The sequence below is a fragment of the Microlunatus soli genome, assembly GCF_900105385.1.
GTDB lineage: Bacteria > Actinomycetota > Actinomycetes > Propionibacteriales > Propionibacteriaceae > Microlunatus > Microlunatus soli.
This window is the reverse complement of the sequence record NZ_LT629772.1, coordinates 2,554,854-2,576,215: the sequence shown is the minus strand read 5'-3', so window position 1 is coordinate 2,576,215 and position 21,362 is coordinate 2,554,854. Positions and strand designations below refer to the sequence as shown.

The 21,362-nt window shown below is 67.1% G+C and carries 17 protein-coding genes and 2 tRNA genes; 6 read left to right on the top strand and 13 right to left on the bottom strand.

Features of this window, described 5'->3' with window-relative positions:
- Positions 1-35: 35 nt before the first annotated feature.
- Positions 36-1,793, bottom strand: coding sequence for an LCP family protein (locus BLU38_RS11910; protein ID WP_157683402.1), 1,758 nt, complete (start codon positions 1,791-1,793; stop codon positions 36-38).
- A 300-nt stretch (positions 1,794-2,093) separates the two neighbouring features.
- Between BLU38_RS11910 and BLU38_RS11905 the strand changes: the two genes are divergently transcribed.
- Positions 2,094-2,184, top strand: a tRNA-Ser gene (locus BLU38_RS11905).
- A 47-nt stretch (positions 2,185-2,231) separates the two neighbouring features.
- On the opposite strand, the gene BLU38_RS11900 is transcribed toward BLU38_RS11905, so the two are convergent.
- Together BLU38_RS11900 and BLU38_RS11895 are read right to left on the bottom strand one after the other, a co-directional pair.
- On the bottom strand, positions 2,232-3,233 hold the full coding sequence (locus tag BLU38_RS11900; RefSeq protein WP_091524883.1) for a type IV toxin-antitoxin system AbiEi family antitoxin domain-containing protein: 1,002 nt from the start codon (positions 3,231-3,233) through the stop codon (positions 2,232-2,234).
- 141 nt (positions 3,234-3,374) lie between these two features.
- Entirely contained in the window at positions 3,375-5,234 is a 1,860-nt protein-coding gene (locus BLU38_RS11895; protein ID WP_231920304.1) for a phosphoenolpyruvate carboxykinase (GTP), read from the bottom strand.
- 268 nt (positions 5,235-5,502) lie between these two features.
- Here BLU38_RS11895 and BLU38_RS11890 point away from each other — a divergent pair, with 268 nt between their 5' ends.
- Positions 5,503-6,690 carry an ROK family transcriptional regulator gene (locus BLU38_RS11890; protein WP_091524875.1) on the top strand — a complete coding sequence of 396 codons (1,188 nt, stop codon included), beginning with the start codon at positions 5,503-5,505 and terminating at the stop codon, positions 6,688-6,690.
- A gap of 99 nt (positions 6,691-6,789) precedes the next feature.
- Here the strand turns inward: BLU38_RS11890 and BLU38_RS11885 are convergent, their stop codons facing one another.
- From BLU38_RS11885 to BLU38_RS11875, 3 genes are all read right to left on the bottom strand, one after another.
- Positions 6,790-8,865, bottom strand: coding sequence for a fibronectin type III domain-containing protein (locus BLU38_RS11885; RefSeq protein WP_197680088.1), 2,076 nt, complete (start codon positions 8,863-8,865; stop codon positions 6,790-6,792).
- Positions 8,866-8,989: 124 nt separating this feature from the next.
- On the bottom strand, positions 8,990-9,220 hold the full coding sequence (locus tag BLU38_RS11880; RefSeq protein ID WP_091524872.1) for a hypothetical protein: 231 nt from the start codon (positions 9,218-9,220) through the stop codon (positions 8,990-8,992).
- On the bottom strand, positions 9,217-10,494 hold the full coding sequence (locus tag BLU38_RS11875) for an inorganic phosphate transporter (protein ID WP_091524868.1): 1,278 nt from the start codon (positions 10,492-10,494) through the stop codon (positions 9,217-9,219). Before BLU38_RS11875 ends, BLU38_RS11880 begins: the two co-directional genes overlap by 4 nt.
- 275 nt (positions 10,495-10,769) lie before the next feature.
- Here BLU38_RS11875 and BLU38_RS11870 point away from each other — a divergent pair.
- Together BLU38_RS11870 and BLU38_RS11865 are read left to right on the top strand one after the other, a co-directional pair.
- Positions 10,770-10,845 (top strand) — tRNA-Arg (locus tag BLU38_RS11870).
- Positions 10,846-11,036: 191 nt separating this feature from the next.
- The gene (locus tag BLU38_RS11865) at positions 11,037-11,396 is read left to right on the top strand and encodes a cupin domain-containing protein (RefSeq protein ID WP_091524865.1); all 360 of its coding nucleotides are present in this window, start codon (positions 11,037-11,039) and stop codon (positions 11,394-11,396) included.
- A 39-nt stretch (positions 11,397-11,435) separates the two neighbouring features.
- Here BLU38_RS11865 and BLU38_RS11860 read toward each other — a convergent pair whose 3' ends face one another.
- Entirely contained in the window at positions 11,436-12,218 is a 783-nt protein-coding gene (locus BLU38_RS11860; RefSeq protein ID WP_091524862.1) for an Ltp family lipoprotein, read from the bottom strand.
- A 283-nt stretch (positions 12,219-12,501) separates the two neighbouring features.
- On the opposite strand from BLU38_RS11860, the gene BLU38_RS11855 reads away from it, so the two are divergent.
- On the top strand, positions 12,502-13,605 hold the full coding sequence (locus BLU38_RS11855) for a type I restriction endonuclease (protein WP_091524859.1): 1,104 nt from the start codon (positions 12,502-12,504) through the stop codon (positions 13,603-13,605).
- Positions 13,606-13,648: 43 nt separating this feature from the next.
- Here BLU38_RS11855 and BLU38_RS11850 read toward each other — a convergent pair whose 3' ends face one another.
- A complete protein-coding gene (locus BLU38_RS11850) occupies positions 13,649-14,548 on the bottom strand; it encodes an SDR family oxidoreductase (RefSeq protein WP_091524856.1) in 900 nt (299 codons plus the stop codon).
- Positions 14,549-14,675: 127 nt separating this feature from the next.
- On the opposite strand from BLU38_RS11850, the gene BLU38_RS11845 reads away from it, so the two are divergent.
- Positions 14,676-15,260 (top strand): TetR/AcrR family transcriptional regulator, encoded by a 585-nt coding sequence (locus tag BLU38_RS11845; protein ID WP_091524853.1) that lies wholly within the window; start codon positions 14,676-14,678, stop codon positions 15,258-15,260.
- A gap of 23 nt (positions 15,261-15,283) precedes the next feature.
- Here the strand turns inward: BLU38_RS11845 and BLU38_RS11840 are convergent, their stop codons facing one another.
- The 5 genes from BLU38_RS11840 to BLU38_RS11820 form a co-directional block, all read right to left on the bottom strand.
- Entirely contained in the window at positions 15,284-16,456 is a 1,173-nt protein-coding gene (locus BLU38_RS11840) for a GmrSD restriction endonuclease domain-containing protein (RefSeq protein WP_231920303.1), read from the bottom strand.
- A gap of 116 nt (positions 16,457-16,572) precedes the next feature.
- Positions 16,573-17,736, bottom strand: coding sequence for a hypothetical protein (locus BLU38_RS11835; protein WP_157683401.1), 1,164 nt, complete (start codon positions 17,734-17,736; stop codon positions 16,573-16,575).
- A gap of 53 nt (positions 17,737-17,789) precedes the next feature.
- Positions 17,790-17,981, bottom strand: a complete 192-nt coding sequence (locus BLU38_RS11830) for a hypothetical protein (protein WP_091524847.1) — start codon at positions 17,979-17,981, stop codon at positions 17,790-17,792.
- 115 nt (positions 17,982-18,096) lie between these two features.
- Positions 18,097-19,953 (bottom strand): serine hydrolase domain-containing protein, encoded by a 1,857-nt coding sequence (locus BLU38_RS11825; protein WP_091524844.1) that lies wholly within the window; start codon positions 19,951-19,953, stop codon positions 18,097-18,099.
- Positions 19,954-19,971: 18 nt separating this feature from the next.
- Complete coding sequence (locus tag BLU38_RS11820; protein WP_157683400.1) at positions 19,972-21,357, bottom strand: AMP-binding protein; 1,386 nt, start codon at positions 21,355-21,357, stop codon at positions 19,972-19,974.
- Positions 21,358-21,362: the final 5 nt, after the last annotated feature.

Genomic DNA, 21,362 nt, shown 5'->3' with positions numbered 1-21,362 from the left:
ACCGGCGGCGGCCTGGAGGGACGCCCGAGCGGCGGTCAGCGAGGTGGCTGGGCGGACGCCGCCACGTCCGGCTGCCAGGCGCAGGCGTCCTTGGTCGACTCACTGCCGGACTGTGCACTCGAGCTGGCGCCTGCCGAGGCCGATCCGGTGTCGCCGGGGTTGCTGCTGGGCTCGGTGTCGCTGCTGCTCTGCGAGGCCGAGGGGGATTCCGACTCGCCGCCGCTGCTCGGCTCGCTACTGGCCGAGCTGTTGTCCCCCGATCCGTTGCTGCCCGATCCGTTGCCGCCCGATCCGTTGCCACCCGAGCCCTTGTCGGACGGGCTGTCGGACTTCTTCGGTTCGTCGTGGGTCTCGTGCAGCGCCTTGGCCACGCGTTGACGCATCAGATCGAAGTCCGGATCGGGACTGGAGAATCCGTTCTGGCCGTGCTTGAAGACCAGGCTGCGGACGTTGCCGCTCTTGGCCCGCATGCTCAGGTCGACGAATGCCGGCAGGGCCTCCTGTGGGACGTCGGTCTTGACGATCTGCTTGCCGGCCCGGGCGATCGCCTCGTACCTGGTCAGCACGTTACCGGGGTTGGCCTGGTCGATGATCGCGTTCACCACGCAGCGCTGCCGGTCCATCCGCTGGAAGTCGTCCGCCCCATAGCGGCCGCGGGCGAACCAGAGCGCCTTGGCGCCGTCCAGATGTTGGTCCGGGCCGGGCTTGAGGTAGCTCTTCGGTGGAATGTGCTCGTCGGTGCTGCCGCCGATCGCCACGTAGGTGTTGATGTTGACAGTGATCCCGCCGAGCGCGTCGACCAGCTGCCTGAACCCGTTCAGGTTGATCAAGACGTAGTAGTCGATCTTGAGCCCGGTGGCTTCACCGACCGACAGTTTGAGGGCGTCGGCGCCGAGGTTGTCGGTCTTGCCGAGCACGTCGTGCGGGACGTTGTTCGGCACGTTGTCGTACATCGCGTTCAGGAAGTATTCGGCGTTGTTGCCGTCGCCGTCGGTGAAGCCCTCGGGGTAGTACTGATGCAGCGCCGAGTCCTCCGGGAACGGCATCTTTCCGGTGTTCCGCGGCAGGCTGATCAAGGTGGTGTCGCCGGTCTGCGGATCGATGCTGGCCACCATCACGGTGTCGGTCCGGGTGCCGGTGCGGTCGGCGCCGGCGTCGCCGCCGAGCAGCAGGATGTTGACCCGGTCGGTGTTCTTCCACGGGTCGCGGTGATTGGTGGGCTGCGCCGTCGGTCGGGTCGCGCTGTTGGAGTTGCCCTGGCCGTGGAACACGGTGCTGACCAGTCCGGCCTGGTCGACGCTGTAGCGGGCTGCAACGGCCATCGGTGCGGCGACCGCAAACGACAGCAGCGCGACCAGCAGGCTGGCGCCGGCCCGCTGCGGGCGCCGCAACGGGCCACCGCCCAGGCTCAGATGGGTGCCGACCACGACCGCGACCCAACACAGCGCCAGTACCACCAGACCGATGGCCAGCAACGTGAGGAACCGAGGATTGACCGCCGCGGCCAGCAGCGAATGCCGGTCGGCGATCGCCCCGACGGCGAGCCCGACGACCAACAGGACGAACACCGACAGCACTGCCGTGCCGACGCGGCGACGGCCGGCCGCGATCAGGCCGAGCCCGGGGACGAGAGCGCCGGCGATCGTCAGCAGCACCGTACGGGAGAAGTCGTCGCCGGCGTCGATATGCGCTGCGCGGCGAGGACGCGCCGACCCTTCGGCGACGGGTTCGGCCGGGTCGTACGACGACTGGGCGCGCTGAGGAAGATCCCAGCTCCACTGGTCGTCGGGCACAAGCGACTCCTCGCTCTCGGCGGCATGTGTCGGCCGGTGTCGCCATGATCCGGTGATGACCACCGACGCCCGGCTCTGACGACAGACCGCGACCAACTGTACGGGTCAAGCCTGAGAACGCGAGATGAGTCCGCTGAAGTGGCCCCGTGGAGCGTCCCAGATCGGCGCCGCGAGCCTCCCTCCGGATGGGCTCCGTGAGCGGTGTGGAGAGGTCGTCCGGGGATCGCTTTTGCTCCGGAGGCATCCCAATCGGTAGTCTTGCCGGGCGTTCCGCGTCGTCGGCGTGGGACGTTGTGTTGGGGAGGCGTCGCCTAGTCCGGTCTATGGCGCCCGCCTGCTAAGCGGGTTTGGGGCTCAAACCCCATCGCGGGTTCAAATCCCGCCGCCTCCGCCCAGGAGCCGGTTCGAATCGGCTCATTGGGGAAACTGCTGCCGGGACTATCCGGCAGCAGTTTCCCCAAACCACGGAACCTCGGCGCAGTTGGGGCATTGCTGAAGCGGGCCGGGCCAGCCGCGACGGAGCAGAACGCCGCCGACCTGGAATGCGGTCAGGCAGGTGTCGTCAACCACGTCCTCCCAGCCGTAGCGAAGCGTGAGCTCCCCACGGACCGCAGAAACATTGTCTCGACGCAGGTCGCGGAATCTTCCCTCGTCATCGTGCCCGGGACGGCCGTCGAGTTCGACGACGACCGCGTACTCCTCGTACAACACGTCCCGGTAGGCGCGGCCGGTACGCTCGGCGGGGCCGGTCGTCCGCCCGCTCTGGCGGCGTCCGTGCGGTAGCCCGTGGGCCCGCTCGACGTCATGGAGGTAACGCACCTCGAGCGCCGACTGGGCGCCGACAACGACATCGGTGATCATGTCCTGGATCAACCGCCTGTTGATGCTCCGCGAGCGCCGGTCAAGGGCTGACTGCAGCCGGCGAGGCGTTGTCTTCCGCTGCTGGATCGCCGTCATCACCCAATCGGTCGGCGACCGGAAGCTCGGTGTCAGCTTCGGATCACAGAGGTCGAGGACGGTGTCCTCGATCGTGAGCCGTGGCGGCCCACCGATCGACCGGTGGTCGTGTGCACCCGGTCGTTCGCGCTGGAAGCGCCAGGGTGGGCGGTTGCGTCGACGCGCATTGTGCGGAATCAGGACGGTGATCTCCGTCGGTGGATCGACGAGAAGCCCGTGCAGGTATGCCGCGCTGGTGCCACCGATCCGAGCGGCGTCCCCGCCGAGCAGGACGCCTCCCCACGCCTTTGCTCCCCAGTCGTTCTGTGCGCCGTCGATGGCGTACAACCCGGAATCGAGCACGTTCCATCGGCCCTGTCCGACCAAACGCGCGATCGAATGGCGCCCGAGCCCGAACGCTGCTGCCTGTTCGGCGGTCAGAACGCCTTCCTGCATCCGGGCAAGGGTGAGGAGCTCCGGCGCCGGATCGATCCGAGACTTCATCCGTCAAATCTGATGCACCCTGTCCCTCGAACCGTCCCTGCAACGTGAATCTGTGGACAACCTCCGGACCGTGCGGAGGATCGGGGAACCTGCCACCGGGAGTTCCCGGCAGCAGGTTCCCCGATCTTGCTGCGGTGGCCTTCAGCCGAGGCGGTTGCGGAGGTTGTCGAGTTCGGTACGGAGGTCGGCCGGCAGCTTGTCGCCGATCCGGTCGAACCACTCCTCGATCAACGGCAGCTCGGCCCGCCACTCCTCGGGGTCGACGGCGCTGGCCGCGGCCAGGTCCTCGGGGCCGACCGACAAGCCGGAGACGTCCAGCGAGCCGGCGGCCGGCACCGATCCGATCGGCGTCTCGTCCGCGTCGGCCCGGCCGTCGATCCGTTCGGCGATCCACTTCAGCACCCGGCTGTTCTCACCGAATCCGGGCCACAGGAAGCCGCCGTCATCGGCACGACGGAACCAGTTGACGTAGAAGATCCGCGGCAGTTTGGCCTGATCATGATCACGACCGACCTGCAGCCAGTGCTCCAGGTAGTCCCCGACGTGGTAGCCGATGAACGGCAGCATCGCCATCGGATCCCGGCGCACCACACCCACCTTGCCGGTTGCGGCCGCCGTCGTCTCACTGGACAACGTCGCACCGAAGAAGACGCCGTGCGCCCAGTCCCGGGACTGGGTGACCAGCGGGACGGTGTCCTTGCGACGCCCGCCGAAGAGGATCGCATCGATCGGGACGCCGTTCGGCGAGTTGTATTCCGGCGCCAGGGTGGGGGTCTGCTTGATCGGCGTGCAGAACCGGCTGTTGGGATGCGCCGCCGGCTCGATCCTCTGCCCTGGTTGAGGATCGACGCCGTCGGGGCCCTTCCCCGGTGTCCAGCTGCGGCCCTTCCAGTCGGTCAGGTGGCCCGGCTTGGTGGTGGTGGCGCCCTCCCACCAGACGTCGCCGTGATCGGTCAGTGCGACGTTGGTGAACAGCGAGTTGCCCTTCTCCATCGCCCGCATCGCATTCGGGTTGGTGTCCCAACCGGTGCCGGGTGCCACCCCGAAGAATCCGTACTCGGGGTTTACCGCCCAGAGCCGCCCGTCGGCCCCGAAACGCATCCAGGCGATGTCATCACCGAGCGTCTCGGCCTTCCAGCCGGGGATGGTCGGGTTGATCAACGCCAGGTTGGTCTTGCCGCAGGCGCTCGGGAAGGCCGCCGCGACGTGGTAGATGCGGCCCTCCGGCGAGGTCAGTTTCAAGATCAACATGTGCTCGGCCAGCCAACCCTCGTCGCGGGCGACGGCGCTGGCGATCCGCAGCGCGTAGCACTTCTTGCCCAGCAGCGAATTGCCGCCGTAGCCGGATCCGTAGGACCAGATCGCCCGTTCCTCGGGGAAGTGGCTGATGTACTTGGTGTCGCTGCACGGCCACGGGACGTCGGTCTCGCCCGGCTCCAGCGGTGCGCCGACCGAATGCAGGCAGGGCACGAAATCCGCCCCGCTGTCGATCATCGCGTCCAGGATCGGCGTGCCCATCCGGGTCATGATCTTCATGCTCATCACGACGTAGGCCGAGTCGGTGATCTCCACCCCGTACATCGGCTGTGCTGCGTCCGGCGACCCCATGCAGAAGGGCACGACGTACATCGTCCGGCCGTGCATCGACCCGCGGAAGAGTTCGGTCATGGTGGCCTTCATCTCGGCCGGGTCCATCCAGTTGTTGGTCGGCCCGGCGTCGTCCGGCGATGCCGAGCAGATGAAGGTTCGGTCCTCGACGCGCGCCACGTCCTCGGGATCGGTCCGGGCGTAGAACGAGTTCGGCTTGGCACGGTCGTTGAGGCGGACCAGGGTGCCGGCTCGGACCAGGGTGTCTGCCAGTTCGTTCCATTCCGCTTCCGAGCCATCGCACCACCGGACGGCGTCCGGCTCGGTCAGGGCTGCGACCTCGTCGACCCAGCTCTGCAGCTTGCTGTTGGTGATCGGGGTAGTGCCGACCGTACGGGTGGCCGTGGCAGTCACGTGAAGACCTCCAGAAGTCAGGACCATTGATAGGACCAGTAGGTGATGTGGTCTGCACGATAGTCCACGGGCACTACTGGTATTATCCGAAAACAGGAACTTGGGTTGTGTGAGTCCGATCACCCTTGTCAGCAAGCGATTTCCCAGGCTGGACGACGGTCCGAAATATGAGGCAGCTCACGGCCGCACTGGCATGACCACTGGTATGACTGGTCTGATCCGACGCTTCCATCAGGCCGCATCGGCGCCCTGATGGGAGACTGGTCGCATGACGCGCGGAGAGCAGCCACCGGGTGCCGCTCCCTACCGCAGTCGCTCGGCCGCCGAGGTGCTGATGTTCCTGCTCAGCAGACAGATCACCACCCGCCGCGAGATCGCCGAACACACCGGACTCTCCGCCGCCGCGGTGACCAAGGCGCTGCGTCCGATGCTCGAGGCCGGTCTGATCGCTGAAACCAGCCTGCCGCGCGGCAGCGGGGTCGGCGCCGGTCGGCCCACCCAGCAGGTCCGGATCGTCGGCTCGCGGGTCACGGTGCTCGGGATCAAGCTGACCGCGGACGAGGTGATCGCCGTCGTCACCAACCTGTCCGGGGTGATCATCGAGCAGGTCCGGCACCCATTGCCCGAGCCGGTCGGGACGCTCGATGTCGACCCGGTGATCAACGAGGTCGCCGCCGTCGTCGCCGACCTGTCCGGTCGGCATCGACTGGATCGGGTCGGCGTCGCGATCTCCGGGGACGTCGACACCGAGCGCGGTGTTGTGGTGCTGTCACCGTTGCTCGGCTGGCGCGATGTCCCGTTCGCCGAACGGCTGGCGTCGATGATCGGTCCGCCGGTGATCATCGACAACGACATCCGGGCCCTGACCGCCGCCGAGCAGGCCTTCGGAGACGCCTTCGGGATCGACAATTTCGCCGTCGTCACGATCGGGGAGGGAATCGGCTGCGGCTTGGTGATCGGCGGTCAGGTGTTGCGCGGTGCGTTCGGGGTGGCGGGCGAGCTCGGTCACATGATCATCAACGCGGCAGGGCTGCCGGACGCCGATGCGACCGCGGGGCGACCGCAGCTCGGACAGATCGAGCGAATGATCTCCCGGCAAGCGGTGATGCTCCGCGCCGAGGGTGCTGTGTCGACGGAGCCGCAGAGTTTTGCAGAGTTGATCACGGCAGCCGCGGCAGGCGACACCGCCGCCGGCCGGCTGTTGGAAGCCGTCGGCGGCGAGCTCGGGATCGGCATCGCCAACGTGGTCAATCTGATCGGGCCGCAGCGGCTGGTGATCTCCAGCGAAGGGTTCGATCTGGACTCCGCCTTCGGAGACCTGGTCGACGAGGTGATCCGCAGGCACGCGTTCGGGCAGGCCGCGCAGGTCGAGATCATCCACCGGGAGATCCCGTTCTCCGAATGGGCGCGCGGGGCCGCGGTGGTCGCCCTCACTCGGCAGGTGCTGCCGTCCTGAAAGCCTCCCGCGCACCCCCTGAGCCCCGCTCTCGAGGGGTGCCGGTGGGTCAGACGGTGATCTTGTCGATGTCGGGGGAGTAGCCGCCCTTGGTGGCGATCACGATGTCGTTGCTGCCCCCTTCAGGGTGATCGGGACCATGATCGACTGCGGGTGATCCCAGTCGTTGTCCCCGGTCCCGGGGAAGGTGATCCAGGTGCCGGTGTCGGCGCCGTCGACGGTGAACTGTGCCTCTCGACTGACGTCGCCGTCGACATAGTCGATCTTGACCAGATAGCGGCCGTCGGTCGGTGCGGTCACGTCCTTGATCGTCAAGGTCGCGTCGCCGCCCAGATTGCCGATCTTGGCACCGCCCGAGCAGCCCGCGCAGTCCGCGACGCCGGCGTTGCCGGTGTGGTCGTTGCCGGCGTCCTCGGCCTCGTACGTGGTCGGTCCATCGGCAGCCGACGTGGTGATCGTCTGCGGCGAGCTGGGCCGCGACGTTCTGCCGTCGGCGCTCCGCGCGACGACAGCGAACCGGTAGCCGGTCGCCGGCTCCAATCCGTCGATCGTTGCGTCGTGCTCGGCGACGTCAGAGGCGACCAAACTGCCGTTGGCGTACACGTCGAACGTTGTCGCTTCAGGCTGCCGGCCGGGGGTGACCGTCCGCCAGGCCAGTGACACCGAGCCGGCGCCGGACGCCGTACCGTGCAGGTCGACCGGCGCGGCCGGCACCGTCAGATCCACCTTCTTGGGGGTGACGCGGAACAGTCGAGAACCGTGTGGGGGCAGCGATTCGGTGATCTTCTGGGTCGCAGCTCCCAGTCCCTTGCGCTGCCAGAGATCACGGACATCGGCGGTTCCGTCGAAGCCGAGGTCGGCAAACCTTGCGGTGACATCGGCGGTGCGTTGATCATCGAGATTGAAGAGTGCGACGGTGTAGCTGCCGTCGTCGTTCTTGGCGTACCAGACCTGCTGGCGGGACGCCTGGCTCACCGGACGGGCGGGATTGCCTTGCTGGTCGACGGCGATCACCTCGTCGTTGGTGATCAAGGAAAGCCCGTACCGGTCCAGCTTGGTCAGGTCGTCACCGAGGTAGAGCGGCGCGGACTCGATCGCCCAGAGGGTCATAGTGGACTGGCGTTCGTCCTTGTTCAGTCCGTCCATCTCGCCGACCCCGACGTTGAGGGTATCGAGATTGTTCCAGTGGCCGGGCCCGGCATCGTCGATCCATTGCACGACGTCGTTCCAGCGGCCCTTGACCGAGGAGTTCCAGGTCACCAGGGTGTTGCAGTAGCACTCGACGTCGGTGTCGATCCGCCAGCCGTTGGAGTAGTTCTTCCAAGTGTCGGCCTCGGTATGTGCCAGAGCCCAGGACAGCACGAAGGTGATCGGTCGGCCGGTCGCGTGCAACGCCTTGCTCCAGGCGGCGATGTCGGTGGTGTTGTCGTAATTCTCGCCACCCTTGAACGACCCGGGTCCGACGCCGTCGATCTTGAGGAAGTCCACACCCCAACCGGCGAACACGTCGGCGATCGAGTTGATGTAGAGCTGGGCACACGGACTGTCGAAGTTGATCTTGTACGACATGTCCCAGCCGTTGGTGGTCCGCAGGTCGGGATAGACCAGGTCGGAGCTGCGGCACTGCGGCGCGCCGTAGACGGGCATCGTGCCGTCGGCGTAGGCATCCTTGCCGAGGCCGACGACGGTGTAGACGCCGAGCTTGAGACCGCGGGCGTGTACGTAGTCGGCGAGGTAGCCGATGCCGTCGGGGAACCGTTCGGCGTTGACCGTCGGGCGGCCGTACCGGTCGGCTCCGTCCTGCCAGCCGGCGTCGATGTTCACGTACTCGTACCCGTGCTTTTTCAACAACTTGTCGATCACGTCGGCCTGTTGCAGGACGTGCTTCTGATTGAGCCAGCTGCCGCCGCCGTCCGGGTTGACACCCGGGTAGGTGGTTGCCTGCAGGCTCCAGCTGCTCCAACCCAGGTAGGGTTTCGCGGCCTGTCCGCGGGACGGGTCGATCCGGGCCGTGTCGGCCGTTGACCGGGGCGTCTCCTCGGCCAGCGCCGGACCGGTCGCGCCGAGCGCGGCCAGGCTCAGGCTGAGCATCATCGCGAGGGCTGTTGTGAGTGCTCTGCGTCCGGACCGTCGGGGGCGATCGGTCGACGGGCGCTCGTGTTCTTCTTTGAACATGGGGGATCCTCAGCTGCGAGTCCGGGAACGTCGATTCCCGTCAGGAGTCGGATGGGGCGTGCACCGTCCGAGAATTCTTTCCAGAAGAAATAAATCCTGTCAAGGGTCCCGAGTCAGCAGCAGATCAATGGAACTGCGGGATGATCAGGTAGAGCGCGAACAGGATCATGACGCCGATCAGGCCGAGCGCGATCCAGCCGGTGACCGTCGCTGCCGTTGCCGTGCGGCCCTCTTCATGGGCCAGCCGTGCTCGTGAGATCTGCCGGATGCCGATGGACAGCAGCACCGCGAACACCGCGGTCACCGAGATCGAGACGACGCCGACGATCAACAGCGAGAGCCAATCGATCTTCACTGGTCGGTCCCCTTCCGGTCGGGGTGCTGGGCAGCATCGGTCGATCCGGCTGCTGCGTGTTCGGCCTGCCCGGCCGCGGCCAGTCGGCGTTCCTCCTTGGCACGCCGCTCGGCTGCCTTGCGCTGCGCTTTGGCGATCTTGTTCGGCTTGGCGGCGTTCAGGACCAGGACGTCGGCGCTGTCGGTGACGTTGCTGCGATCCACCTGGTTGCGCCGGGAGATCAGCCAGATCACCAGGCAGGCCAGGCCGAGCAGCGCGAGCAGGATCAGGGTGCCGGCCAGTTCAAGGCCGGCCAGCAGCGAAGCCGCACCGCCGACGATCGCGGCCCCGGGCAGGGTCAGCAGCCAGGCGAACATCATCCGCCGGGCGACACCCCAGCGGACGTCGGCGCCTTTGCGGCCGACGCCGGAGCCGAGGATGCTGCCGGTCGAGACGTGCGTGGTGGACAGTCCGAAACCGAGGTGCGAGGACGCCAGGATGGTGGCAGTGGTGGCCGCGCCGGCGGCAGCGCCCTGCTCGGTGTCGATCTTGACGATGCCCTTGCCCATAGTGCGCATGATCCGCCAGCCGCCCGAGTAGGTACCGAGGCCGATCGCCAGACCGGCGAGCCCGATCACCCACCAGTGTGGACCGGTGCCGGCGCCCTGCAGTCCGGCGGCAACCAGGACCAGGGTGATCACGCCCATCGTCTTCTGGCCGTCGGAGGTGCCGTGCGCCAGCGCCACCATCGCGGCAGTGAAGGCCTGGGCCCGGCGGAAGCCCTGCTTGGTGTCCTTCTTCGGCACGTCGGTGACGATCTTGTCGGCGATCCTGATCGCCGCGGCCGCGGCGAGCCCGGCGACCAGCGGGGCGGCCAGTGCCGGCAGCAGCACCTTGGAGATGACCACCCAGAAGTTGACCGAGGCAAGGCCGGCGCCGATGATGACGGCGCCGATCAGGCCACCGAAAAGGGCGTGGGAGGAACTGGACGGCAGCCCGAGCAGCCAGGTGATCAGATTCCAGATGATCGCGCCGCTCAGGCCGGCCAGCACGATCTGCGGGGTGACCAGTTTCTCGTCGAAGAACCCACCGGAGATCGTCTTGGCGACCTCGGTGGACAGGAACGCGCCGACGACGTTCAGGATGGCCGCCAGCAGCACCGCCGTACGAGGTTGCAATGCGCCGGTAGCGATCGGGCCGGCCATCGCGTTCGCACTGTCGTGGAAGCCGTTGGTGAAATCGAAGATCAGTGCGACGACAATGACGCAGATCACGACGAACAACGCAATGGTCACGGTTCCCCTTGGTCCTTCGGGGCAGAGCTACAGGGCTGGGACGCCGATGCAGCCGGTCGAACCGACGTCTCGCGGTGAACAATAGGTGACCAGTGCCGTTGGTCCGCAACCCCAGGGGTTCCTCAATCGGTTGAGTGTCGTCCATCTCTCACGATGTGGCTGGCTCCTCGGGCGCCGACCACCCCGCTCGGACGTTCCCGACGCGAACGCATTTGGGCGGAACGGCACCCGACCGCTAAGCTAAGTCGGCGTTGCTCGCCAGCGGTGAGCAACAGGCGCCCGTGGCTCAACGGATAGAGCATCTGACTACGGATCAGAAGGTTGGGGGTTCGAATCCCTCCGGGCGCGCCAGCACAGTCGCCTTTCATCGCCGCCTCCCGGTCTCCAGGGGGCGGCTTTGTCGTTGGCTGCCGACACGTGATGATCATGCACGTGAGGCGGGAGTTGGGGAGGTGATCAACTCCGCACGCCGGCAACGTCCGCCCGGCGTAGCGTGAAATCGGGAGGCCGCACGGGGGCGGCCCATGTCATCGGGGGAAGTCATGTCAGCACTGGATTCGCGGAACATCGACACGCCGGACGAGACCCGGCCCTTCAAGGATCACGGGCACATGGACATCGTCACGATCGGTGATTTCACACTCGGCAAGGGGACCTTCGAGCCCGGCTGGCGGTGGTCGGAGGACGTCAAGCCGATCGCCGGTACGGAATCCTGCCAGGCCCGCCACACCGGGATCTGCATCTCGGGTCGGATGACCGTCCGGATGGACGACGGCACCGAGGCAGCCGTCGGCCCGGGCGATGTCATGGTCATCGAACCCGGACACGACGCCTGGGTCGACGGCGACGAGGCCTGCATCATGTACGACACCGGGGTAGCGGCCTATGCCAAACAACACTGAGTGTCCGAGACAGAACTGACGGGAACACGGCAGGAGAAGTCACTGATCGCCGAACGCCACGGCAGCGCCGTGCTCGGCCTGGTGGTTGGTGAAGCCCTCGTAGCTGAGTTGTTCGACCAATCCTGCTCGGGGGAATGACTGGGTGTCGAGGTACTCCTTGGCCTTCTTCACCGCCTGTTCATTCCAGTCGACGGCGATGTGATTGACCGCGTACTTGGCATCGGCAGAACTGAACTGCTCGTATTCGAGTTGTTCGATCAGGCCGCTCTTGCTGAAGGCCGAGATCTCGAGATATTCCTCGGCCTTCGCAACTGCCTGGTCACGAGATGTGGTCCCGTCGGACGCGTCGTCCGGCGCTGTGGTGTCGGTCTCTCCGTCCGCTGTGTCCTCGCCGGTCGAGTCCCCGGCCGCCGTGTCGTCCTCAGCCGCCGCGGTCTCTGTTGCCGTGACGGTGACGGTCGGAGCCGGCTTCGGCTTCTCGGTGACAGTCGCGGTGACCGTGGGAGCCGGCTTCGGTTTCTGGGTGACGGTCGCGGTCGCCGTCGCGGTGACGGTGGGAGCCGGCTCGGGTGTCTGGGTCACGGTCACCGTCGTGGTGGGATTTGCGGTGCTCGCCTCGCCACGCCCGGTGACTCCGATGACGATGCCGAGGACGAAGGCACCGATGGTCGCAGCAATCGCTGCGATCAGCCTTCCGGGCCGCCGGCGCGGCCGATGGTCGGGTGCCGTCGGATCATCCGACGGCGACCCCGGCTGCGTCCAAGGCGGTGGCGGATCCTGCTGATCGTGTTGCCAGTCGGCGTTCTGTGTTGGGTGGTTCATGATCAAGATTCCTCGTGGCCCACGCACGCCCTTCGCAGTGCGAGACAGGCGGTCGGCACATCCGGAAATCGTCGCGGGTACCGGCAATGCTGGGGTGTCTGCCCCGCACCAGCGAGTTGCTGCACTGCTCGCTGCGCCAATGACCCGTACCGTATTCCGCCGGCCGGGTGCCCGGATCGCTTTCGCCCGTGCCAAGGACCAAGGTCCCGACTAAGCACGGACGGACCCCGCGATGGCGCTTGCCGGATACGGTTCGACAAGCAGAACCAACGGCGGAGGAACAATGGAGTTCGAGGATGCCCTGGGCGCATTGGCGGCCAAAGTTCACAGCCAGCGCGACGCGATCCAGACCGAGGAAGCAACGAAGAATGCCTTCGTCATGCCTTTCATCTCGACAGTGCTCGGGTACGACGTCTTCAACCCGCTCGAGGTGGTGCCGGAGTTCACCGCTGATGTTGGGGTCAAGCGTGGGGAGAAGGTCGACTACGCAATCATGCGCGACGGCGAAGTGCAGATTCTGATGGAGTGTAAGACCTCGAGAGACGCGCTCCGGATCGAGCACGCCGCGCAACTCTTCCGCTACTTCTCCGTGACGAACGCGCGGATCGCGGTGCTGACCAACGGGCAGGTGTTCAACTTCTATACCGATCTCGACGCGCCCAACAAAATGGACGATCGTCCTTTCCTGGTGCTGGATCTGTTGGACATGGATGAGACCCTGCTGCCCGAGCTGCGCAAGCTGACGAAGGAGAGCTTCGACCTCGAGTCGGTGATCAGTGCGGCCGAGGAGCTCAAATACGTCGGTGCCCTCAAGCGGGCCATCGCCGAGCAGTTCAAGGATCCGGACGAGTCCTTCGTCCGGCTCTTCACAGCCCAGGTCTACGACGGACGGTTCACACAGGACACTCGGGTGCAGTTCACCGCCCTCGTGCAGAAGGCAGCGAAACAGTTCGTGAACGAGCAGGTCAATGACCGGCTCAAGACCGCGCTCGGAGCGACCACCCCGATAGCCCCGGTCGTGTCTCCGGCTGAGACCGGCGGGCCACTGACAAGCGGCCCGCCGGCTGCGTCCGATCTGATGCAGGACCATGAGATCGAGACGACATTGGAGGAACTGGAGGGCTATCAGATCGTCAAGGCCATTGCTTGCGGCGACGTCAAGCCGCAGCGGGTCGTGCATCGCGACGCCAAGTCCTATTTCGCGGTGCTGCTCGACGACAACAACCGCAAGACGATCGCGCGGCTGTGGTTCAACGGCAAGAAGCAGAAATACCTCGGGCTCTTCGATGAACAGAAGAACGAGACCCGGCACGCGATCGACAGCCTTGATCAGATCTATGAGCATGCCGACACGATCCGAGCGACCGTCCGCGGCTTTGCTTCCTAGGCAGCATCAGCACGTTACGTCCGCGATGGCAGGCGGTGAAGCGCTACTCGGCGACTCCGTACGCTCCGGCGTCGAGATCATCGATCAGGGTCGGACCGGTGGGAGCCCAGTCGAGCAACTGCCGGGTGGCCGCACTGGTCGCGGACAGGTCCATCGCGAAGAAGGCACCGATCCAGCCGAAATGATCATCGACATCGTCCGGGGCGATCGAGGTGACGGGGAGATCGAGGGTGCGGCCGATCGCTTCGGCGATGGTGCGCGTCGGCACGCCTTCTTCGGCGACGGCGTGCAGGCGGGAGCCGGCCGGTGCCTTGTCGAGCCCGAGAGTGATGAGCCGGGCGGCATCGGTGCGGTGCACGGCGGCCCAGCGGTTGGTGCCGTCACCGGGATAGCCGGAGACCCCTTTCTGCTGGGCGACGGCGGCGAGGAAGGCGACGAAGCCGTGGTCGCCGGCGCCGTGCACTGTCGGAGCAAACCGCAGGCCGACCGAACGGACACCTTGCGTGACGAACTCGAGGGCGAGGCTTTCACTGCCGCCCCGCGGCGCGTCCGGGCCGTGGAACGGGGACGCATCGTCCTCGCTGGCCGGACGGCCCTTGGCCAGGCCGGCCAGTCCGGAGGCGATCAGGAACGGGCGATCACTGCCGGCCAGGGCGTCACCGATGGTCTGGGTGGCGGCCCGTTCGGCGGCGTTCGATGCTGCCTGATCGGAGAAGTCGTGTTTGTTGGCGAGGTGGATCACGGCGTCGGCCTGTTCGGCTCCGGACCGGATGCCGGCCAGGTCGTCCAGGTCGCCGCGGAGGACGGCCGATCCCTTCGCTTCCAGGGCGGCTGCCGACGCGTCGGAGCGGGCGAGTCCGGTGACCCGATGTCCGGCGGCGAGCAGGTCGTCGACGGTGGCGGAGCCGATCCAGCCGGAGGCTCCGGTGACGAATACGTGCATGTCTGTCTCCCTCGGCTCCGCAACCGGAGCGGAGCCACGAGTGGGTGATGTCAGCGACTGATGTCAGCGACAGACATCACCATACACCTGTGACGACAGTCCCTGTCATCACGCCTAGAATCGACCCATGGTGCGTTGGGAACCGAGGGCCAAGGAGCGACTGCAGGCTGCTGCGCTCGAGCTGTACGCCAGCCGTGGGTACGAGCAGACGACGGCCGCGGAGATAGCAGCGTCGGTCGGGCTGACCGAACGCACCTTCTTCCGACACTTCAGCGACAAGCGTGAGGTCCTGTTCCATGGTCAGCAGAACGTCCTGCAGGCCTTCGTCTCCGGGGTTGAGGATGCTCCGGACGACGCCTCCGCACTCGATGCTGTCGGGTACGCGTTGCGGGCTGCTGCCGCGCTCTTCCCTGACGAGCTTCGGCCCCACTCGCGGATGCGGCAAGCGGTGATCGAGCAGAACCCGGCACTGCAGGAACGCGAGTCACACAAACTCGCAGCCCTGGCCACGGCCGTCGCCGGCGCGCTCCGGGCGCGCGGGATTGCCGAACCCGCCGCAACCCTGGCTGCCGAATCGGGCTCCACCGTGTTTGCCCTTGCCTTCGCGCAATGGCTGCAGGACGGTGAGCAGCGTTCGCTCGCCCAGACCTCCGACGATGTGCTCGGCGAGCTGCGGAGCCTGAGCGCGACGAGGACGACACCGACCGGGTGATCGGAGTTGATCATGGTCGACGGTCAGGACGACTCGCAGGCGACGCCGTCGCCATCTCCGTCGAGTCCGTGCGGGTCGTCGCCGGAGACGCTGATCGGTCCGTCGACGTCTGAGCAGTCCAGATCCGGCGGGTACGGCGGGATGCACGGGTCATAGCCGGGTGCGCAGTTGCCGCCGCCACCGGCAGCCGCCGAGGGCTGTCGGACCGGTGGCTTCGGTGCCGGCGGTTCGGGCTTCGGCCGCGGCGCCGGGTGGGCCGGGATCGCCGTACGCACAGGCAATCGGAGTTTCGGGCAGCCGGAGAGTACGCGGACCATGGCGTCCCGCTCGGCGGCGGTCACCGACAGGCCGTAGTTCTTCTTGACTGCGACCTGACGGGCGACGTACTGGCAGCGGAACGGCTTGTTCGGCGGCAGCCAGGTCGCGGTGTCACCGTCACCCTTGGACGCATTCACCGACTGGCCGACCGCCAGCAGGTTCAGGGTGTCGTTGGCGAAGGAGACCCGGGTCTGCTGACTCCACTGCTGGGCGCCCTTCTGCCAGGCATCGGACAACGCCACGACGTGATCGATCTGGACCTCGGCGGAGCTGCGCTGCCCGCGCCGGAACAAGATCGTCTTCCCGGTGTACGGGTCGTCCAGGACTCCGGTCAGCACCTTGCACCCGTCGAAGGTCTTGGATCGCAGGTCCCGATTGAGCACATCGTCGCGTTGCCGGCAGCCGTTGTCATCGCTGTCCGGCCAAGCCGAGCCGAAGCGCGCGCGGACGTAGCCGGTCTTGGCCGCGCGCCCCTTCACCGTCAGAGCCGCAACCGCCGCCAGGGCACTGTCGGCGGGAGCTCGTGCCGACGTCGGCGATGTCGAGTTCTTCTTGCGGGGCAGGGGGTCCGGCGTCGTCCGTGCCGATCGACTCGGGCTGGGGCGTTCGGAAGTGGGCCGTGCTGAACTGGGCCGTGCGGAGTTGGCGTCGGGTGATGCGGCCGCCGAGGAAGTCGCGGCAGAGGCCGACGGCCCGGTTGTCGACGCCGAGACGCTCGGCGCGACCGTTGTCGGCGGATCGGGCATCGCCAATCCGATGATCAACAACGCGACGAACAGCGCCAGCAGTACGCCTCCGATGATCGCCAACGTCCGACGGATGATCGAGATCCTGGGGCGCGCGACGGGCGACCGACCTCCTCCCGGAGGCACCGACATGCTCATCCTCCAGTCGTGCTGTGATCGGCTCAAACCGTAACAGCGCCACGATGATCGCGGGGCTGGTTCGAACAACTCGGGGCCGGTCGAAGGCTCCCGACGATCACCAGCCTCGGCTACGGAGGCAGCGGGACGAAGGCGAAGACCGCGGCACCTACCACGGCGGACACGACGGCACCGATGCCGAGGACGGTCCACCGGACACCGGCCGGGCAGCGGGCCAGCAGGATCGCCACCGGGGCGAAGATCGGGAACATCGACATCATGTTCCGCGGGGCGGCGTTCATTCCGACCCCGTCATAGGCACAGGCCACGAATGCGCCGACCACCATCAGTGCGATGATCGGCACCGGTGGCCGAAGGGCGATGGCGATGATCGTCAGGATCAGCAGCACGACCACGATGGTCGCGGTCACCAGGTGGACGTATCCCACCGGCGTGGACGCCGACAGGTCGAGCCACTTCAGCCAGCCGGCGCCGAAGTTGAGCTTCAGGTGCCAGCCGTCCCGCTCGGTCACCGCCCAGGCGTCCCATCGCCCGGCGTACAGCCCGGTACCGAGGACCGTACCGAGGAAGCCGAGTGGAGCGATCGCGGCGCCGATCGCACTGCGCCATTCCCGCCGCTGGGCGATCGCGATCAGCGCGGCAAGGCCGACGGCTCCGGCAAAGACGATCCCGGTCGGTCGGGTCGCCCCCGCCAGCGCTGCAGCGACCCCGGCCAGCACCCAGTTCCGACGCAGCATGAAAAGCAACGATGCCGCCGCAACCACGCCGAACACCGCCTCAGAATAGGCGGTCGTCAGCACCGAGGAGAGTGGAAACGTCGTCCAGACGCAGCCGAGCAACTGGGCTGCATGACGATCCAGATACTGCGAACCGACCAGCACGATCAGCAGCACCGCGGCGCTGGAGGCCGCCAGGTTGATGATCATGCTGCCGAGCCAGAACGGCATCCCTAGCGTCATCAATCCCTTGACCAGCAGGGGAAATACCGGGAAGAACGCCGTCGTATTGGATTCGACCTTGCCGTCCAGGCCGATCGGCAGGTCGGCCGGGTAGCCCTCGGTGGCGACCCGCTCGAACCATTGACCGTCCCAGCGCAGGACGACCTCGGGAAAGGTTCGCTCGCTGATCGCGGCGGCGATCAGCAGTGCCACGATGATCACCAGCCGGGTGGCCAGGTGGAAGACCAGCACGGGGCGGAGGATCGGCCAACTCGCCGACCGTTCCGTTCCCGCGACGGCATGGCCGGCGTCAGCTACGACGCGTCCCTCGAGCACACGCCCCAACGTATACGCATCCCGGCAGGGTTCCGTGCAGCCAATCGGCGCCCTCAAGCGACGTCGCTGGGGTCCTGCTTCTCGTCGTCGGGGTTGTCGTCGACCACCCGCAAGCGGGGTGAACGCGCCCGGTCCTGCTCGATGGAATCGCTCAGATCCCGCCTGCGACCGGCGAAACGGGCCCAGAAGATCACGAACAGCACGAGCAGCACGATCCAGCCGATCGCGATGTAGAGGAAGATCATGATGGGGGAACCTTCGTCGGTGCAGTCCTCCTTACACCGTACGCGAAACTGCGCGGATGCGAAGACATCCCAAGGCGAAGCTTCGGCAACGACACGCCGCAGCCGCGGCCGGACCTCAGCCGCCGGGGGAGAGGTGCCACCCGTTCGTGGTGATCGCGGCGGCGTCCCGGCGTCGCCCCGAATCGAAGACGGTCTTCGGCCCGGAGCGGACGACGATGTCGTCCAGATAGATGCCGCGGCCCTGGGACGTGGAATCGGTCTGGTAACTCCAGCGCAGCCGGGTGGTGCCGTCGGGCAGGTCAGCACTGCAGTGCAGCCAACGCCGTCCGCCGTAGCCGTTGACCGAGCCGTCACTCTCGGCAACGATGTCCCTGCCCCGCAACCGGAACGGCAGGGCGGCGAAGGTGCTGCCATCGGTCGAGCTCTGCAATCTGCCGTAGTCGTACAGCGGCTCGGTGTCGTACCAGAGATCGAAGTCCAGCCGACCGTCGGCCGTCGCCGGCAGCCCGACGTCAAGAGTCGTCGTGGTCTTGTCGGTGCGACCGCTGAACCAGGCCTGCCGACCGCTGTTCGGGCGGATCGTGGTCGCCAGCCCGAGATCGTCGGCGACCGCTCGCCGGGACGGGTTGTTGCTGCCCCACTCCCGATCCGGATGCACCCGGTTGGTCATCAAGATCACGAACTGGCGGTCGATCGGGTCGACCACGATCGAGGTGCCGGTGAATCCGGTGTGGCCGAACGAGACCGGCGACCAGAGCGCGGCGTGGTACCAGACCAGTCCGAGCTCCCAACCCAACCCGTGGGTGTCGGTGGGGAACTGTTCGCCGTTGTAGTCGTGCAGCATCAACCGGACCGTGTCCGGGCGAAGGATCCTCGTACCCCGGTAGCTGCCTCCGTTGAGGTAGGTCTGGGCGAAGATCGCCATGTCGCCGACGGTGGAGAAGACGCCGGCGTGGCCGGCGACGCCGTCCAGGGCCCAGGCGTTCTCGTCGTGTACCGAGCCCCAGACCAGGCCACGGTCGGCCCACGGTTCGTATTCCTGGGCGGCGATCCGGTGTTTCAGCGACGCCGGCGGGTTGTACATCGTGTCCCGCATCCCCAGCGGTGCGGTGATGTGATCATGGACGTAGCGGTCCAGTGACTGCCCGGAGACCTTCTCCACGATCAAACCCAAGGTCATGAAGTTGATGTCGGAGTAGACGTATTCGACGCCCGGGCCGGCGTGTGGCGTGGTGTCCAGGATCGCGGCCACCCGGTCGTCGTGATTGTCATATCCCTTCCACAGTGAGGGGATCGGGTCCGGGATCAGTCCCGACGTGTGAGTCAGCAGATGGCGGATCAGGATGTCGGACTTGCCGTGGGAGGCGAAGGCCGGCAGGTGGTCGACGACCGGATCCTGGAGGCCGACCAACCCCTGTTCGATCAGTTGTACGACCGCGGTCGCGGTGAAGAGTTTGGACATCGACGCCAGGTCCCAGATGGTGTCGGTCCGGGCGTCGATCTGCTGATCGGCCGGCAACTCGATGACGGTGGTGTCGGCCAGGCCGTAACGGACGGCCTTGCCGGCGGCCTCGTTCGCGACGATCACTCCGTCCTTGACCGCGATCACCGCTGCGCCGGCATATTCCGGATGGGCCGGCGTCTCGGGTGTCGGACTGAGGAAGCGGCCGATGTCGTCGGTGATCTTGTCGATACGGCCCGGTTCGAGTCCGACCTGGCGGGCCCGGCCGCGCCGCAGGCGGGTGTGCGGGGTGAATCGCAGGTCGTCGGCGGTGATCGTCGGCGTCCCGGATCCGGCGCTACGCCGGCCGACGGCCCGGTGCGGCGTGCCGGACTGTCCGGTCGAGGTGTCGGTGATGTCCCGTGGACTCGCCGCGGCGATCGAGCTGCCGGTCAGGGCGGCAGCGGTGCCGCCGAGCGCCGCACTCAGCACGACACGGCGCGATCTGCGGGGCGGTTCAATGATGGCCATGACGGAATCTTGCGCCCATCAAGCGGATTCCGGAAGACCTTCACCCGAACTGCCGTCATCCGGCGTCGAGCCGGAGACCGAGCGCAGCCTCGGGACCGCGTACCAGTCCAGCACCCGGGCGAGTTGTCGGACGATCACGGCGAGGTCGGCACCGGAGGTCGTACGGACGTCGGCAATGAGTCGGTGTCCCCGGATCGGATCGGCCTCGGCACGCACCCGCGCCCAGTCGAGCTGCGGATGATCGTCGAGGGCTCGCTGCACCGCCGACAGCGACACGTTGTTGCCGTTGATGATCACGATGTCGTCCAGCCGGCCGTCGATCATCAGACCGCCGTGATCGCCGAAGTGGCCGCGGTCTCCGGTCGGGGTCGGGCGGCGTGGGTCGGTCCCGAGCGGGCTGTCGATATGCACCTGGCCGTCGATGATCGTCACGCGCACGCCGGGAGCCGGCCTGCCGACCGTCCCCGGTGCCCGGGCGAGGTCGGCAGGGGTCGCCCAGGTGGCCCAGCCGGCCTCGGTGCTGCCGTAGAGATTGATCAGCCGGGGCCCAACGACATCCAGTGCACGTCGGCTCAGATCCGGTGACAGCGGCGCCGAGCCGGTGATCACCCGATGCAGCGACGCAGGTCTACTCGGCCAACGTTCGATCAGCGCCGCCAGTTGCACCGGCAACACGACGATCGTCCGGACGTGCCGTTGGTCGGCGATGGTCGCCAGGTCGACCGCGGATCGTCGCCGGGTCAGCAGGACGGGTACGCCGCCGGCCAGCGCCAACATCAGCATGCCGAGCCCGTACCCGTGCCACAGCGGTGCCATGATCAACATCGGGCCACCGGCGGGCTGCAGCAGTCGCCACAACCCGATCACCGGTCGGGCCAGGCCAGGACCGTAGCGACGGCGACCGGAGGCCGTCGGCGCGCCCGTCGTACCACTGCTGAGCAGGATCACCTGTCCCCTGCGGCGCGGCTTCGGCGCCCGCCGGCCGGCAGTCTCGGTACCGGTGCTGATCGGCAGCACCGGATGATCACCGGCGACCGACGCCAACCGGGAGCGGTCGGTGCCGGCGATCGCAGTGAGGCGGTGGCGGTCGATCATCGACGCCAGTCGTGCGTCGTCGTTGCGTGGCCCCAACCCGACGACGTCCCAGCCAAGTGCGGAGCCGGCAAGCAGTGCGATGACGAAGTTGCGATCTTGATCGCAGAGCACGCCGATGCGGTGCCGGCCCGGGGAGCGCCGCGCCCAATCGGCCGCGGTCGCCTGAACCGCAGCCCAGAGATCTGCACCCGAGACCGCACCGTCGTCGTCGAACAGCACCGGCGCGGATCGCCGTCCAGCAAGGAATCCGACCGCAGCCGGCGTTGCGCCATAGCGCAGCACCCCGTACACGGCAGCACCTAGATCCATGAACG